Raw genomic sequence first — 15689 nt, 5'->3', positions numbered from 1 at the left:
TGGCCGTCTGCGGCGGTTCGCGGGCAAGTCCGCTGCCATAATGTCCGCTGCCATACGCAAACCCCTGACTCAGGCCGCCGCCACCTGCACCGGAACGCCGTTCAGCGCAGCATTGCCCGACAATTCATCCAACTGGCGCTCATCGGTCAGGTCATTGGCGCTGGAGCCCGGCTGGCCGCTGGCGATGCTCATCTGCACGCCCGGCCGGGCATGCCCCCAACCATGGGGCAGGCTCACCACCCCCGGCATCATCTCCAGGCTGGCGAGTACCTCGACCTCGATCATCCCGACCCGCGAACTGACCCGGACCCGCTGCCCGTCATCGAGCCCGCGGCTGGCCAGGTCGTCGGGGTGCATCAGCAACTGGTGGCGCGGCTTGCCCTTCACCAACCGATGGTAGTTGTGCATCCAGGAGTTGTTGCTGCGCACATGCCGCCGCCCGATCATCAGCAGTTCGCCCGCCTCGGGCACCTGCTGCGCGGCGAAGCGCGCCAGGTCGGCGAGGATCTCCGGCGGCGCGGCCTGGACACGCTGTTCCGGGGTTTTCAGGCGCTTGCCGAGATTCGGGCGCAAAGGCCCGAGGTCGACGCCATGGGGATGCCCGGCAAGGGCCTGTACCGACAGCTTATGCTCGGAAGCATCGCCGTAACGCCCCAGGCGCAGCCCCATGTCGATCATCTGCGCCGGCGGCATCGTCGGCTTCAGTTCCTTGCCCGTCAGCGCGGCAAACGCCTTGGCCAGGCCGACAAAGATCTCCCAGTCATGCAGGGCGCCTTCCGGCTTGGCGAGGATCGCCCGGTTGAAACGCGTGACGTTGCGCACGGCGAACATGTTGAAGGTGGTGTCGTAGTGATCGTTCTCCAGCGCCGAGGTCGAGGGCAGGATCAGATCGGCGTAGCGGGTGGTCTCGTTGATATACAGGTCAATGCTGACCATGAATTCCAGGCCATCCAGCGCCTGTTCCAGTTGGCGGCCGTTGGGTGTCGACAGCACCGGGTTGCCGGCCACGGTGACCAGCGCCCGCACCTGCCCTTCGCCTTCGCTGAGCATTTCCTCGGCCAGCGCCGACACCGGCAGCTCGCCACCGTACTCCGGCAAGCCGGAAACCCGGCTCTGCCAACGGTTGAAATGCCCGCCCGCGGTCGAGGCCACCAGGTCCACCGCCGGGCTGGTGCACAACGCCCCGCCGACCCGGTCGAGGTTGCCGGTCACCAGATTGATCAGTTGCACCAACCAATGACAGAGCGTGCCGAAGGCCTGGGTGGAGACCCCCATGCGCCCGTAGCAGACGGCCTTGTCCGCCGCCGCGAAGTCACGCGCCAACTGCCGGATCTGCTCGGCGGGCACGGCGCACAACGGGCTCATGGCCTCAGCCGTGAAACCGGCCACGGCCTCGCGGACGTCATCCAGGCCGTCCACCGGCAGATGGCTGTCACGGGTAAGACCTTCCTGGAACAGGGTATTGAGCAGGCCAAAGAGCAGCGCCGCGTCGCCGCCCGGGCGTATGAACAGGTGCTGGTCGGCCATCGCCGCGGTTTCGCTGCGGCGCGGATCGACCACCACCAGCTTGCCGCCACGTGCCTGGATGGCCTTCAGGCGCTTTTCCACATCCGGTACGGTCATGATGCTGCCGTTGGAGGCCAGCGGGTTGCCGCCCAGGATCAGCATGAAGTCGGTGTTGTCGATATCCGGGATCGGCAGCAGCAGGCCGTGGCCGTACATCAGGTAGCTGCTCAGGTGCTGCGGCAACTGGTCGACCGACGTCGCGGAGAAACGGTTGCGGGTCTTCAGCAGACCGAGGAAGTAGTTGCTGTGGGTCATCAGCCCGTAGTTGTGCACGCTGGGATTGCCCTGGTAGATCGCCACGGCGTTCTGGCCATGCCGGGCCTGGATCGCCCCGAGGCGCTCGGCGACCAGGGCAAAGGCAGCCTCCCACTCGATCGGCTGCCATTCGCTGCCGACCCGCAGCATCGGCTGCCGCAGGCGATCCGGGTCATTCTGGATATCCTGCAGGGCCACGGCTTTCGGGCAGATATGACCACGACTGAAGGTGTCCTGGGGGTCACCCTTGATCGAGGTGATCTGCACCCGGTCTTCGCTGGTGGTGGTTTCGATGGTCAGGCCACAAATGGCTTCGCACAGATGGCAGGCACGGTGATGAAGAGTCTTGGTCATGGCCAGTCTCTGTTTTATTCGAGGCAACCTCGCTCAGGTTGCGGGAATAGAACTATGGCCCGTGACGGATAAGCCCGCCAGCGACGTTCGTCTTGTGAATCGAGGGGCATCAGGCGAGCCGATGACGGCCGCGAGAATCAGGCCAGGGGGAGCCTGGGGGCGGGTTGCAGCTGGATTTCCTGGACGGTTTCGACCTGCTCGTGGGCGACATGCACGCCGGTCAGTTCGCCGATCAGACGCCAGTGCTCGTCGAGGCCGGAACTGATGGTGGCCATGCGGTCGATCATGCGCCGCCCGGCCGCACGGGTGACTTCGTCCTCGCTACGTAACAATTCGAAAGACATTGACGTCACGGAAGCGGTCATATGCGTCAGCGCCTGGGCGGTCAGCCTGAGCAACTCCATGAGTTGCTGTTCCTTCGATTCCATTCCAAAGCCTCCGTGTGTCTGCAATGACACATTTATAACCTAGCAGCATAGTTTAGGAAATGTTTCCGCTTGTGCCCGAGAGCGTGATGCTGCACGCAAACACCCCGACCGGAGATTCAGAAAACGACCAGAAGCCGCCTGTAGCCGCCGCCTTCAATTGCCAAGCGACGCGACGCCAGTGTACAAGTGCACCGGCTGTAATGATGACAACAGGCTTGGACAGACGCGGAAAAGCCGCTGGGAACAGCTCCATTCCCTCCCTTCGGCGCGCCAAAACAAAGCCTCCTATTGGTAACACGCGACATTTTCTTATACGATCGCGTCTTCCCCTATTTCGTCGCCCCGTGCGGCTTACGCCGCAGGTCTCGCCCGTTTTTCCGAAAAACCCGGCTTTGAGCATCTGCGGTCTGTTGCAAAAAGGTAGTTAATGATGAGCGCAAGGCACTTTCTCTCCCTGATGGATTGCACGCCCGAAGAGCTGGTCAGCGTGATTCGTCGAGGCATCGAGCTGAAGGACCTGCGTGATCGCGGCGTACTGTTCGAGCCACTCAAGGGTCGGATTCTCGGCATGATTTTCGAGAAGTCCTCGACGCGTACCCGCGTCTCGTTCGAGGCCGGCATGATCCAGCTCGGCGGCCAGGCGATCTTCCTTTCGCCACGTGACACCCAGCTGGGCCGTGGCGAGCCGATCGGCGACAGCGCCATCGTCCTGTCGAGCATGCTCGACGTGGTCATGCTGCGTACGTTCAAGCACAGCACCCTCACCGAATTCGCCGCCAATTCCCGTGTCCCGGTGATCAACGGCCTGTCCGATGACCTGCACCCCTGCCAGTTGCTGGCCGACATGCAGACCTTCCTCGAACACCGCGGCTCGATCCAGGGCAAGACCGTGACCTGGATCGGCGACGGCAACAACATGTGCAACAGCTATATCGAAGCGGCGATCCAGTTCGACTTCCAACTGCGCATCAGTTGCCCCGAGGGCTACGAACCCAGCCCCGCGCTGCTGGCCCTGGCCGGCGAGCGGGTACGCCTGGTCCGCGATCCGCGGGAGGCCGTGCGTGGCTCGCACCTGGTGAGCACCGATGTCTGGACCTCCATGGGCCAGGAAGAGGAAACAGCCAAGCGCCTCGCCCTCTTCGCGCCGCTGCAAGTCACCCGCGAACTGCTCGACCTGGCTGCTCCCGACGTGCTGTTCCTGCATTGCCTGCCGGCCCACCGTGGCGAGGAAATCAGCCTCGACCTGCTCGACGACCCGCGTTCGGTCGCCTGGGACCAGGCCGAGAACCGCCTGCATGCGCAAAAGGCCTTGCTGGAGTTCCTGGTCCGGCCGGCGTACCGCCCGGCATGAGTCATCCGCTGCTGTTGAATCTGCGCGACCTGGCCTGCGGTTATCAGGACCAGCGGGTGGTGCAGAACCTCAACCTGCACCTGAACGCCGGCGATATCGGCTGCCTGCTGGGCTCCTCCGGTTGCGGCAAGACCACCACCCTGCGCGCCATCGCCGGCTTCGAGCCGATCCATGAAGGCGAGATCCGGCTGGCGGGCGAAGTCATCTCCAGCGCCGGGTTCACCCTGGCCCCGGAGAAACGCCGGATCGGCATGGTGTTCCAGGACTACGCGCTGTTCCCGCACCTGAGCGTCGCGCAAAACATCGCCTTCGGCATCCGCAGGCACCCGCAGAAAAACCGTGTCATCGATGAGTTGCTGGAGCTGGTCAACCTCAATGGCCTGGGCAAGCGGTATCCCCATGAGCTCTCCGGCGGCCAGCAGCAACGCGTGGCCCTGGCCCGCGCCCTGGCTCCGGAGCCGCAGTTGCTGCTGCTCGACGAACCCTTCTCCAACCTCGATGGTGAACTGCGGCGCAAGCTCAGCCAGGAAGTACGCGACATCCTCAAGCTGCGCGGCACCAGCGCGATCCTGGTCACCCATGACCAGGAGGAAGCCTTCGCGGTCAGCGACCATGTCGGCGTGTTCAAGGAAGGTCGGCTGGAGCAGTGGGACACCCCGTACAACCTCTATCACGAGCCGGCGACCCCTTTTGTCGCCAGCTTTATCGGCCAGGGCTACTTCATCCGCGGGCAACTGAGCAGTCCGGAATCGGTGCAGACCGAACTGGGCATGCTGCGCGGCAACCGGGCCTACGCCTGGCCCGTGGGCGGCCCGGTGGACGTGCTGCTGCGTCCGGACGATATCGTCCACGCCCCCCACAGCCCACTGAAGGCGCGGGTCATCGGCAAGACGTTCCTCGGTGCCTCGACCCTCTATCGCCTGCGACTGCCGACCGGCAGCCAGCTGGAGTCGATCTTCCCCAGCCATGCCGATCACCTGCCGGGAGACGATGTCGGCATTCGCGTCGCGGCCGAACACCTGGTGCTGTTCCAGGCGTCGAACCACGCGACCTGAGCCGGCTTCTCAGGCCAGGCTCAGCCGCCCGCTCGCCACCAGCGTCGCCTTGCCACCGATCTTCACCCGATCGCCTTCCAGGCGGCAGGACAACTCACCGCCCCGCTGCGAACACTGGTAAGCCGTCAAGGCGGTCTTGCCCAGGCGTTGCGCCCAGTAGGGAATCAGCGCGCAATGGGTCGAGCCGGTGACCGGGTCCTCGTTGATGCCAATGGCGGGGGCAAAATAGCGCGAGACAAAATCATGCTGCTGGCCCGGCGCGGTAACGATCACCCCGGGCCAGGGCAGCTTCGCCACTGCCGCCCAATCGGGCGCGCATTCACGTACCGCCTGTTCCGAGGCCAGCACCACGAACAACTCGTTGGCCCCGAGCACATCGACCACTGTCGTGCCCAGCGCCCGTTCGATCTCCAGGGTGACCCCGAGCCCGCCAGGCGCCCTGACCGGAAAATCCAGCCATAGAAGATCGCCCTCGCGACTGACGCTCAGCGGGCCGGACTTGCAGACGAAGTCGATGCTTTCCAGGCTTTCGCCATAGACCTCGAACAGGACAAAGGCACTGGCCAGGGTCGCGTGACCACAAAGGGGAACTTCGGTGGTGGGGGTAAACCAGCGAATGCGCCATCCCGATTCCTCGCGGACCACAAACGCGGTTTCCGCCAGATTGTGCTCGGCGGCAATCTTCTGCATCAGTTCGTCGGCCAGCCAGGCGTCGAGCCGATAGACCATAGCCGGGTTGCCGCCGAAGGGGCGCTCGCTGAAAGCGTCGACCTGGTGAAATTCAAGCTGCATGGCGTCATCTCCCTGTTTTTGCCAGCCAGCATGACGTCGACGTCGCCCGACGCCTAGTGACAGAAACGCCTGATTTCCACCATACAGCCCGCCGATCAGGCCCGGCCGATATCCGCGAACTTCGCCTGGGTGTGTTCGGCCAGCACTGCCGGCGCCAACTCCACCTCCAGGCCACGACGCCCGGCGCTGACAAAAATGCTCGCGAAGGACTGCGCGCTCTGGTCGATAAAGGTCCGCAGGCGCTTCTTCTGTCCCAGCGGGCTGATACCGCCCAACAGATAGCCGGTGGCCCGCTGGGCCGCGGCAGGATCGGCCATTTCGACTTTCTTGACCCCTGCCGCGTGGGCCAGGGCCTTCAGATCCAGACTTCCGACGACCGGTACCACCGCCACCAGCAATTCAGCTTTTTCGCTGCTGGCGAGCAAGGTCTTGAACACCTGGGCCGGCGCGAGACCGAGCTTTTCCGCAGCCTCCAGGCCATAGGAAGCGGCTTTCGGATCATGTTCGTAACTGTGCACACGATGTTCGGCACGAACTTTTTTCAGCAAGTCCAAGGCAGGGGTCATGGTCATTCCCGACGGGTAGGAAGATAAGCCCGGATTTTAGGCCATCCCAGGGGAAAAGGCTCTATTACCGACGTGCAAGCGTCTATTTCAAGCTACCGGACAGGTCGAAAGCATCATCCCCAGCGCCCGACTCCGACAGACAAAACCATTCCATTCATCCGATCAATAGTCAGAATGTGGACGATAGTTCACTTTCGACCTTTGACAGCAGTGTTTCTTGTCTATATTTTTTCGAATCTGAAGATAACAGTCCTACACCAGCAGTACCCAGCGACACACCGCTTTCAGGGATGGGGATCCCCGCAAGTCGGCGAAAGACCACGCCAACCAACGGGATTGGCGTCAGACAACAACAAAAATCGAGGTATCCAATGACCACCGCTTTGAAACAACCGTCGCTGTCGGGACAATGCATTGCCGAGTTTCTCGGTACCGCATTATTGATTTTCTTCGGCACGGGTTGTGTTGCCGCGCTCAAGGTCGCGGGTGCCAGCTTTGGTCTGTGGGAAATCAGCATCATCTGGGGGATCGGCGTCAGCATGGCGATCTACCTGACCGCCGGCGTTTCCGGCGCTCACCTCAATCCGGCCGTCAGCATTGCGCTGTGCCTGTTCGCTGACTTCGAAAAACGCAAACTGCCGTTCTACATTCTCGCCCAGGTCGCCGGCGCCTTCTGTGCCGCCGCGTTGGTTTACACGCTTTACAGCAACCTCTTCTTCGATTTCGAACAGACACACCACATGATCCGTGGTTCGCAGGCCAGCCTGGAACTGGCTTCGGTGTTCTCCACCTACCCGCATCCGGCCCTGACCACCGCCCAGGCGTTCCTGGTCGAAGTGGTGATCACCGCCATCCTGATGGGTGTGATCATGTCCCTGACCGACGACAACAACGGTTTGCCCAACGGCCCCCTGGCGCCGCTGCTGATCGGCCTGCTGATTGCCGTGATCGGCAGTGCGATGGGCCCGTTGACCGGCTTCGCGATGAACCCGGCACGGGATTTCGGTCCGAAGCTGATGACCTTCTTCGCCGGCTGGGGTGAAATAGCCTTTACCGGAGGGCGCGATATCCCGTATTTCCTGATTCCGATTTTTGCACCGATTGTCGGTGCCTGCCTTGGCGCTGTGCTGTATCGCGGGATGATTGCCCGCCATCTGCCCGGCGCCGCCGTTGTAGAGGATGAACCGACGACCGCTGCCAAAAAGGTCCAGGCTTCCTGAAACACCGCAACATGCCCGACCCTGCGGGCGTTGTTTTCCCTGACGACGTCCGCCGACCCCATTTTTCCCTATTTCAGTCCAAGGCAATCGAAAATGACCGACATTCAGAATAAGAACTACATCATTGCCCTCGATCAGGGTACGACCAGCTCCCGGGCGATCATCTTCGACCGCGACGCCAACGTGGTCTGCACCGCCCAACGTGAATTCCAGCAGCACTATCCGCAAGCCGGCTGGGTCGAACACGACCCGATGGAGATCTTCGCCACCCAGAGCGCTGTGATGGTCGAGGCCCTGGCACAGGCCGGCCTGCACCATGACCAGGTCGCCGCCATCGGTATCACCAACCAGCGGGAAACCACCGTGGTCTGGGACAAGACCACCGGCCGCCCGATCTACAACGCGATCGTCTGGCAATGTCGTCGCAGCACCGAGATCTGCCAGCAGCTCAAGCGCGACGGCCATGAAGACTACATCCGCGAAACCACCGGCCTGGTCACCGACCCGTACTTCTCCGGGACCAAGCTGAAATGGATCCTCGACAACGTCGAAGGCAGCCGCGAACGCGCACGCAATGGCGAGCTGCTGTTCGGCACCGTCGACAGCTGGCTGATCTGGAAATTCACCGGCGGCAAGACCCACGTCACCGACTACACCAACGCCTCGCGCACCCTGCTCTTCAACATCCACTCCCTGGAATGGGATGCGAAGATGCTGAAGCTCCTGGACATTCCCCGGGAAATGCTCCCGGAAGTGAAATCGTCCTCGGAAATCTATGGCCGCACCAAGAGCGGCATCGCCATCGGCGGGATCGCCGGCGACCAGCAGGCCGCCCTGTTCGGCCAGATGTGCGTGGAGCCCGGCCAGGCCAAGAACACCTATGGCACCGGCTGCTTCCTGCTGATGAACACCGGCACCAAGGCGGTGAAATCCAACCACGGCATGCTCACCACCATCGCCTGCGGGCCCCGCGGTGAAGTGGCCTACGCCCTGGAAGGGGCGGTGTTCAACGGCGGTTCCACGGTGCAATGGCTGCGTGACGAGTTGAAGATCATCAACGACGCCCACGACACCGAGTACTTCGCCAACAAGGTCAAGGACAGCAACGGCGTCTACCTGGTCCCGGCCTTTACCGGCCTGGGCGCGCCGTACTGGGACCCCTATGCCCGTGGCGCACTGTTCGGCCTGACCCGTGGCGTGCGGGTCGACCACATCATCCGCGCGGCCCTGGAATCGATTGCCTACCAGACCCGCGACGTGCTGGACGCCATGCAGCAGGATTCGGGCGAGCGCCTCAAGGCGTTGCGCGTCGACGGTGGCGCGGTGGCGAACAACTTCCTCATGCAGTTCCAGGCCGATATCCTCGGCACCCAGGTCGAGCGCCCGCAAATGCGCGAGACCACCGCCCTCGGCGCCGCCTACCTGGCCGGCCTGGCGTGCGGCTTCTGGGGCAGCCTGGAAGAATTGCGCGGCAAGGCGGTGATCGAGCGTGAGTTCGAACCGCAACTGGCCGAAGTCGAGAAGGAAAAACTCTACGACGGCTGGAAAAAGGCCGTGAGCCGTACCCGCGACTGGGAACCCCACGAAGGCAGCAACTAATCCGGACACGCCCCCTGTAGGAGCCGGCTTGCCGGCTCCTACAGGGGACTTAACCGACAGACATTGCCCGATTTACGACGCAACCACCGCTCCTCCACGATTCATTGGCCCTGCAAGTGGCAGACAGGTCCTTCCTGCGGCATGATGGAAGAATTTGTACGGCAGCCCAAAAGGACGCCCCATGAATCTGCCTCCCCGCCAGCAGCAAATCCTCGAACTGGTCCGCGAACGCGGCTATGTCAGCATCGAGGAAATGGCCCAGTTATTTGTCGTCACCCCGCAAACCATCCGCCGCGATATCAACCAGCTGGCGGACTCCAACCTGCTGCGCCGCTACCACGGAGGGGCCGCCTACGACTCCAGCGTGGAGAACACCGCCTACGCCATGCGCGCCGACCAGATGCGCGATGAAAAGCAGCGTATCGCCGAGTCCATCGCCGCACAGATCCCCGATCACGCCTCGCTGTTCATCAATATCGGCACCACCACCGAATCCATTGCCCGCGCGCTGCTCAACCACAACCAGCTGAAGATCATCACCAACAACCTGCATGTGGCGTCGATCCTCAGTGCCAAGGACGACTTCGAAGTGCAACTGGCCGGCGGCAACGTCCGTCGCGACGGCGGCGTGGTGGGCCAGGCCAGCGTCGACTTCATCAACCAGTTCAAGGTCGACTTCGCCCTCGTCGGCATCAGCGGTATTGATGAAGACGGCAGCCTGCTGGACTTCGACTATCAGGAAGTGCGGGTTTCCCAGGCGATCATCGCCAATGCCCGCCAGGTCATTCTGGCGGCGGACTCCAGCAAGTTCGGCCGTAATGCCATGGTGCGCCTGGGGCCGATCACCCTGATCGACTGCCTGGTAACCGACCAGGCCCCGGTCCCGGCCCTGGCGCAACTGCTCAACCAGCACAAGATCCGCCTGGAAGTGGTCTGAGTTTCAATGGCTGATCGTTGAAGATCGTTCCTACGCTCCGCGTGGGAACGCCTCACTGGACGCTCCGCGTCCGCCCTGCAGGTGACGCGGAGCGTCACGGGCTGCATGCCCACGCGGAGCGCAGGAACGATCATGCCGCCATATCCCGCCCGGGCGCATCGTCGATCGCCCTACAATGTTCGATAATTTTCCTTTCAGCCTGTATTGATCAATTTTTTCAATCAGACTTCGGTGGTCGTGCGCGCGTTTATCCGCTACTATTTTCGAAAATGAACATTAATGTTCGAATTCAAATATAGAAAGACCAACGCGAGGCTCACCCATGACCCCCAGCACCTTGCCTGCACCACCCCTTGCCGAGATCTATGACATCGCCGTGATTGGCGGTGGTATCAATGGTGTCGGGATTGCCGCGGACGCAGCCGGTCGCGGTCTTTCGGTGTTCCTTTGCGAAAAGGACGACCTCGCCAGCCATACCTCGTCGGCCAGCAGCAAGCTGATCCACGGTGGCCTGCGCTATCTGGAGCACTACGAGTTCCGCCTGGTGCGCGAAGCGCTGGCCGAACGCGAAGTGCTGCTCGCCAAGGCGCCCCATATCGTCAAGCCGATGCGTTTTGTCCTGCCGCACCGCCCGCACCTGCGTCCGGCCTGGATGATCCGTGCCGGCCTGTTCCTGTATGACCACCTGGGCAAGCGCGAAAAACTCGCCGGCTCCCGCAGCCTGAAATTCGGTGCCGACAGCCCGCTCAAGGCCGAGATCAGCAAAGGCTTCGAATACTCCGACTGCTGGGTCGACGACGCCCGCCTGGTCGTTCTCAACGCCATGGCCGCCCGCGAGAAAGGCGCCCATATCCACACCCGCACCCGTTGCGTCAGTGCTCGTCGCAGCAAGGGCCAGTGGCACCTGGAAATGGAGCGCGCCGATGGCGCCCGCTTCTCGATCCAGGCCAAGGCCCTGGTCAACGCGGCCGGCCCATGGGTCGCCAAATTCATCAAGGATGACCTGAAACTGGATTCGCCCTACGGCATCCGCCTGATCCAGGGCAGTCACCTGATCGTGCCGCGCCTCTACGAAGGCGAACACGCGCACATCCTGCAGAACGAAGACCAGCGCATCGTGTTCACCATTCCGTACCTGGAACGATTCACCCTGATCGGCACCACCGACCGTGAATACCAGGGCGATCCGGCCAAGGTCACGATCACCGAGGCGGAAACCGACTACCTGCTCAAGGTGGTCAACGCGCACTTCAAGAAGCAGCTGGCCCGCGGCGATATCCTGCACAGCTACTCCGGCGTCCGGCCGCTGTGCAATGACGAATCCGACAACCCGTCGGCGGTCACCCGCGACTACACCCTGGCCCTCTCCGCGAATACCGGGGAAGCGCCGTTGCTGTCGGTATTCGGCGGCAAGCTGACCACCTACCGCAAGCTGGCCGAGTCGGCGATGGCCCAGTTGCTGCCATTCTTCACCCAGATGCGCCCGAGCTGGACCGCCACCGCGACGCTGCCCGGCGGTGAGCAGATGACCACGCCACAGGCCCTGGCCCAAGCGATCCGCAGCCGTTTCGACTGGGTGCCGAGCGAGATCGCCCGTCGCTGGGCCACCAGCTACGGCAACCGGACCTGGCGCCTGCTGGAAGGCGTGCAGGACCTGGCCGACCTGGGCGAGCACCTCGGTGGCGGCCTCTACAGCCGCGAAGTGGATTACCTGTGCAGCGAGGAATGGGCCACCACCGCCCAGGACATCCTCTGGCGCCGCAGCAAGCTCGGCCTGTTCACCAGCCCGGCGGAGCAGCAGCAACTGCAGGACTATCTCGACAAGCTCGAACAGCATCGCAGCAAGATCGAAGCGGCCTGATTCCAGGCCAGTCGGGGGCCTTTGCAGGAGCCGGCTGGCCGGCGATGAGGCCCCCAAGCCTTGCAGCGTCGATCAGGACGCCATCGCCGGCCAGCCGGTTCCCACAAGTTCCAGGCCAACCGCAAGATCCTCACAAGCGTCGAAAACAAGCCATTCCCACCGCCCCTTCCCCATTCGGCTTTCCGAACGCCATCACGGGCCAGTATTCGGCTTACCGGACGATAGCTCCCGCCTCGCCGCCTCTACTCGAACTAAAATCCCTTTAAAATCAACACCTAAATCCCTCTCGCCTGGCCTGGCATGACTCATGCTCTACACTTCTGAGCGAATGTTCTGTCCGCCCTTGAGCCGGTCGAACCGTTCGAGGTATCCGAGAGTCGATTGAACGGCTCCATAAAAAAAACAATCTCGAGGAAATTATCTGATGCGCATCGTTCCCCATATCCTGGGCGCAGCAATCGCTGCCGCTCTGATCAGCACTCCAGTTTTCGCCGCCGAACTGACCGGCACCCTGAAGAAGATCAAAGAGTCCGGTACCATCACCCTCGGGCATCGCGACAGCTCCATTCCGTTTTCCTACATCGCGGATGCTTCCGGCAAACCGGTGGGTTACTCCCACGACATTCAGCTGGCCATCGTCGAGGCCCTGAAAAAAGACCTGAACAAGCCCGACCTGCAGGCCAAGTACAACCTGGTCACCTCGCAAACCCGTATTCCGCTGGTTCAGAACGGCACCGTCGACATCGAGTGCGGTTCCACCACCAACAATGCCGAACGCGCCCAGCAAGTTGACTTCACCATCAACATGTTCGAAATCGGCACCCGTCTGCTGGTCAAGAAAGACAAGGATGGCAACCCATCCTACAAAGACTTTGCCGATCTGAAAGGCAAGAACGTCGTGACCACCGCCGGCACCACGTCCGAACGCATCATCAAGGCGATGAACGCCGACAAGCAGATGGGCATGAACGTCATCTCCGCCAAGGACCACGGCGAATCCTTCCAGATGCTGGAAAGCGGTCGCGCCGTGGCGTTCATGATGGACGACGCCCTGCTGGCCGGTGAAGAAGCCAAGGCCAAGAAGCCGGATGACTGGGTCATCACCGGTACTCCACAGTCCTTCGAAGCCTACGCCTGCATGGTTCGCAAAGACGACCCGGCCTTCAAGAAAGCGGTGGATGACGCCATCGTCGCGCTCTACAAGTCCGGCGAGATCAACAAGATCTACAGCAAGTGGTTCGAAAGCCCGATTCCACCGAAAGGCCTGAACCTGAACTTCCCGATGAGCGACAAGGTGAAGGAGCTGATTTCCAATCCAAGCGACAAGCCAGCGCCTGAAGTAAAAATCTGAGTCGCGACTAACCTTGTTTCCAGGGCCGCCGCGGCAGCCCTGGAAGCCTGTTGACCACCTGCTGTACTGGCTTCTTATTGATTGCATGGAACAACACTCGGACCGCGAGCGGTGCGCGTGTGCCTGACGAACGCTGTCGGGCGGGGCGGAGTCCCGGGGAAGCACGTGCTTGTACATCGATCGAATCCGAGGGGAGACCCTAATGAATTACAACTGGGACTGGGGCGTGTTCTTCAAGTCCACCGGCGTGGGCAGCGAGACCTATCTCGACTGGTATATCGCCGGCCTGGGCTGGACCATCGCCATCGCTGTCGTGGCCTGGCTTGTCGCCTTGCTGCTTGGCTCCATTCTTGGCGTCATGCGCACGGTGCCAAACCGCATCGTATCGGGCATCGCGACCTGCTACGTGGAGCTGTTCCGCAACGTGCCACTGCTGGTCCAGCTGTTCATCTGGTACTTCCTGGTACCCGACCTGCTGCCGCAGAACCTGCAGGACTGGTACAAGCAGGACCTGAACCCGACCACCTCGGCCTACCTCAGCGTCGTCATCTGCCTCGGCCTGTTCACCGCCGCGCGGGTCTGCGAACAGGTACGCACCGGGATCCAGGCACTGCCACGCGGCCAGGAAGCGGCCGCCCGCGCCATGGGCTTCAAGCTACCGCAGATCTACTGGAACGTGCTGCTGCCCCAGGCCTATCGCATCATCATTCCGCCGCTTACCTCGGAATTCCTCAACGTCTTCAAGAACTCGTCCGTGGCCTCGCTGATCGGCCTGATGGAACTGCTCGCGCAGACCAAGCAGACCGCCGAATTCTCCGCCAACCTGTTCGAAGCCTTCACCCTGGCGACGCTGATCTACTTCACCCTGAACATGAGCCTGATGCTGCTCATGCGCGTGGTCGAGAAGAAAGTCTCGGTGCCCGGCCTGATCTCCGTGGGGGGTAAATAATGGAATTCGACTTCAGTGACATCGTCCCGGCCATTCCCGGCCTGTGGAACGGCATGCTGATGACCCTGCAACTGATGATCCTCGGCGTCGTCGGCGGGATCATCCTCGGCACCATCCTGGCGTTGATGCGCCTGTCCCACAGCAAGCTGCTGTCGCGGGTCGCCGGGGCCTACGTCAACTATTTCCGCTCGATCCCACTGCTGCTGGTGATCACTTGGTTCTACCTGGCGGTCCCCTTCGTATTGCGCTGGATCACAGGCGAAGACACACCGATCGGTGCGTTCACCTCCTGCATCGTGGCCTTCATGATGTTCGAGGCGGCGTATTTCTGTGAAATCGTCCGGGCCGGCGTGCAGTCGATCCCCAAGGGCCAGATGGGCGCCGCCCAGGCGCTGGGCATGGGTTATGGCCAGACCATGCGCCTGATCATCCTGCCCCAGGCGTTCCGCAAGATGACCCCGTTGCTGCTGCAACAGAGCATCATCCTGTTCCAGGACACCTCGCTGGTCTACACCGTCGGCCTGGTGGACTTCCTCAACGCCTCGCGCTCGAGCGGTGACATCGTCGGCCGTTCCAACGAGTTCCTGATCTTCGCCGGTCTGGTCTACTTCACAATCAGCTTTGCCGCCTCGCTGCTGGTCAAGCGTCTGCAAAAAAGGTTTGCCGTATGATCTCTATCAAGAACATCAACAAGTGGTATGGCGACTTCCAGGTGCTGACCGATTGCAGCACCGAAGTCAAAAAGGGTGAGGTGGTCGTGGTCTGTGGCCCGTCGGGCTCCGGCAAGTCGACCCTGATCAAGTGCGTGAACGCCCTGGAACCCTTCCAGAAAGGCGATATCGTGGTCGACGGCACCTCCATCGCCGACCCGAAGACCAACCTGCCGCAGCTGCGTTCGCGGGTGGGCATGGTGTTCCAGCACTTCGAGCTGTTCCCCCACCTGACCATCACCGAGAACCTGACCATCGCGCAGATCAAGGTCCTCGGCCGCAGCAAGGAAGAAGCGACGAAGAAAGGCCTGCAACTGCTCGAGCGCGTCGGCCTGTCGGCCCATGCCCACAAGCACCCCGGCCAGCTTTCCGGGGGCCAGCAGCAGCGCGTGGCGATTGCCCGGGCCCTGGCGATGGATCCGATCGTCATGCTGTTCGACGAACCGACCTCTGCGCTCGACCCGGAAATGGTCAACGAAGTGCTCGACGTGATGGTCCAGCTGGCCCATGAAGGCATGACCATGATGTGCGTGACCCACGAAATGGGGTTCGCCCGCAAGGTCGCCAGCCGCGTGATCTTCATGGATCAGGGCAAGATCATCGAAGACTGCAACAAGGACGAGTTCTTCGGCGACATCAGCGCCCGCTCCGACCGTGCGCAGCACTTCCTCGAGAAAATCCTGCAGCACTGAAAC

14 protein-coding genes are annotated in these 15689 nt (G+C 62.1%); 10 read left to right on the top strand and 4 right to left on the bottom strand.

The annotated features are described in order from the left end of the window. Positions 1 to 69 precede the first annotated feature (69 nt). Both HX881_RS10880 and HX881_RS10875 read right to left on the bottom strand, forming a co-directional pair. On the bottom strand, positions 70 to 2175 hold the full coding sequence (locus HX881_RS10880; RefSeq protein ID WP_177084372.1) for a molybdopterin oxidoreductase family protein: 2106 nt from the start codon (positions 2173 to 2175) through the stop codon (positions 70 to 72). A gap of 137 nt (positions 2176 to 2312) precedes the next feature. After that, complete coding sequence (locus tag HX881_RS10875) at positions 2313 to 2603, bottom strand: hypothetical protein (protein ID WP_017126320.1); 291 nt, start codon at positions 2601 to 2603, stop codon at positions 2313 to 2315. A gap of 430 nt (positions 2604 to 3033) precedes the next feature. Between HX881_RS10875 and argF the strand changes: the two genes are divergently transcribed. Beyond that, entirely contained in the window at positions 3034 to 3954 is a 921-nt protein-coding gene (gene argF, locus HX881_RS10870) for an ornithine carbamoyltransferase (protein WP_042935328.1), read from the top strand. Then, positions 3951 to 5009, top strand: coding sequence for an ABC transporter ATP-binding protein (locus tag HX881_RS10865; RefSeq protein ID WP_177084370.1), 1059 nt, complete (start codon positions 3951 to 3953; stop codon positions 5007 to 5009). The genes argF and HX881_RS10865 overlap by 4 nt, the downstream gene beginning before the upstream one ends. A gap of 9 nt (positions 5010 to 5018) precedes the next feature. Here HX881_RS10865 and HX881_RS10860 read toward each other — a convergent pair whose 3' ends face one another. Next, entirely contained in the window at positions 5019 to 5801 is a 783-nt protein-coding gene (locus HX881_RS10860; protein WP_017126323.1) for a PhzF family phenazine biosynthesis protein, read from the bottom strand. Between the two features lie 95 nt (positions 5802 to 5896). After that, a complete protein-coding gene (gene ybaK, locus HX881_RS10855; protein ID WP_103033029.1) occupies positions 5897 to 6367 on the bottom strand; it encodes a Cys-tRNA(Pro) deacylase in 471 nt (156 codons plus the stop codon). Between the two features lie 371 nt (positions 6368 to 6738). On the opposite strand from ybaK, the gene HX881_RS10850 reads away from it, so the two are divergent. From HX881_RS10850 to HX881_RS10815, 8 genes are all read left to right on the top strand, one after another. Further along, the gene (locus tag HX881_RS10850; protein WP_177084369.1) at positions 6739 to 7587 is read left to right on the top strand and encodes an MIP/aquaporin family protein; all 849 of its coding nucleotides are present in this window, start codon (positions 6739 to 6741) and stop codon (positions 7585 to 7587) included. A gap of 93 nt (positions 7588 to 7680) precedes the next feature. Beyond that, positions 7681 to 9186 carry a glycerol kinase GlpK gene (gene glpK, locus HX881_RS10845; RefSeq protein ID WP_177084367.1) on the top strand — a complete coding sequence of 502 codons (1506 nt, stop codon included), beginning with the start codon at positions 7681 to 7683 and terminating at the stop codon, positions 9184 to 9186. A 181-nt stretch (positions 9187 to 9367) separates the two neighbouring features. Continuing rightward, a complete protein-coding gene (locus HX881_RS10840) occupies positions 9368 to 10123 on the top strand; it encodes a DeoR/GlpR family transcriptional regulator (RefSeq protein ID WP_017126327.1) in 756 nt (251 codons plus the stop codon). A 322-nt stretch (positions 10124 to 10445) separates the two neighbouring features. Beyond that, the gene (gene glpD / locus HX881_RS10835; protein ID WP_017126328.1) at positions 10446 to 11984 is read left to right on the top strand and encodes a glycerol-3-phosphate dehydrogenase; all 1539 of its coding nucleotides are present in this window, start codon (positions 10446 to 10448) and stop codon (positions 11982 to 11984) included. Positions 11985 to 12408: 424 nt separating this feature from the next. Beyond that, the gene (locus tag HX881_RS10830) at positions 12409 to 13335 is read left to right on the top strand and encodes a glutamate/aspartate ABC transporter substrate-binding protein (protein ID WP_017126329.1); all 927 of its coding nucleotides are present in this window, start codon (positions 12409 to 12411) and stop codon (positions 13333 to 13335) included. Between the two features lie 202 nt (positions 13336 to 13537). Further along, positions 13538 to 14284: an amino acid ABC transporter permease gene (locus tag HX881_RS10825; RefSeq protein ID WP_017126330.1), complete on the top strand. Its 747-nt coding sequence runs from the start codon at positions 13538 to 13540 to the stop codon at positions 14282 to 14284. After that, complete coding sequence (locus HX881_RS10820) at positions 14284 to 14955, top strand: amino acid ABC transporter permease (protein ID WP_017126331.1); 672 nt, start codon at positions 14284 to 14286, stop codon at positions 14953 to 14955. The genes HX881_RS10825 and HX881_RS10820 overlap by 1 nt, the downstream gene beginning before the upstream one ends. Next, positions 14952 to 15686, top strand: a complete 735-nt coding sequence (locus HX881_RS10815; RefSeq protein WP_017126332.1) for an amino acid ABC transporter ATP-binding protein — start codon at positions 14952 to 14954, stop codon at positions 15684 to 15686. The genes HX881_RS10820 and HX881_RS10815 overlap by 4 nt, the downstream gene beginning before the upstream one ends. Positions 15687 to 15689: the final 3 nt, after the last annotated feature.

This window comes from Pseudomonas gingeri (genome assembly GCF_013386115.1).
GTDB classification, from domain to species: domain Bacteria; phylum Pseudomonadota; class Gammaproteobacteria; order Pseudomonadales; family Pseudomonadaceae; genus Aquipseudomonas; species Aquipseudomonas gingeri.
Note: the sequence above shows the minus strand (reverse complement) of the source record. Positions and strands in the feature narration are given on the sequence as shown.

Coding starts and splice junctions, on each gene's coding strand:
- HX881_RS10880 (WP_177084372.1), bottom strand. CDS start 2,175: ATGACCAAGACTCTTCATCACCGTGCCTGCCATCTGTGCGAAGCCATT.
- HX881_RS10875 (WP_017126320.1), bottom strand. CDS start 2,603: ATGGAATCGAAGGAACAGCAACTCATGGAGTTGCTCAGGCTGACCGCC.
- argF (WP_042935328.1), top strand. CDS start 3,034: ATGAGCGCAAGGCACTTTCTCTCCCTGATGGATTGCACGCCCGAAGAG.
- HX881_RS10865 (WP_177084370.1), top strand. CDS start 3,951: ATGAGTCATCCGCTGCTGTTGAATCTGCGCGACCTGGCCTGCGGTTAT.
- HX881_RS10860 (WP_017126323.1), bottom strand. CDS start 5,801: ATGCAGCTTGAATTTCACCAGGTCGACGCTTTCAGCGAGCGCCCCTTC.
- ybaK (WP_103033029.1), bottom strand. CDS start 6,367: ATGACCCCTGCCTTGGACTTGCTGAAAAAAGTTCGTGCCGAACATCGT.
- HX881_RS10850 (WP_177084369.1), top strand. CDS start 6,739: ATGACCACCGCTTTGAAACAACCGTCGCTGTCGGGACAATGCATTGCC.
- glpK (WP_177084367.1), top strand. CDS start 7,681: ATGACCGACATTCAGAATAAGAACTACATCATTGCCCTCGATCAGGGT.
- HX881_RS10840 (WP_017126327.1), top strand. CDS start 9,368: ATGAATCTGCCTCCCCGCCAGCAGCAAATCCTCGAACTGGTCCGCGAA.
- glpD (WP_017126328.1), top strand. CDS start 10,446: ATGACCCCCAGCACCTTGCCTGCACCACCCCTTGCCGAGATCTATGAC.
- HX881_RS10830 (WP_017126329.1), top strand. CDS start 12,409: ATGCGCATCGTTCCCCATATCCTGGGCGCAGCAATCGCTGCCGCTCTG.
- HX881_RS10825 (WP_017126330.1), top strand. CDS start 13,538: ATGAATTACAACTGGGACTGGGGCGTGTTCTTCAAGTCCACCGGCGTG.
- HX881_RS10820 (WP_017126331.1), top strand. CDS start 14,284: ATGGAATTCGACTTCAGTGACATCGTCCCGGCCATTCCCGGCCTGTGG.
- HX881_RS10815 (WP_017126332.1), top strand. CDS start 14,952: ATGATCTCTATCAAGAACATCAACAAGTGGTATGGCGACTTCCAGGTG.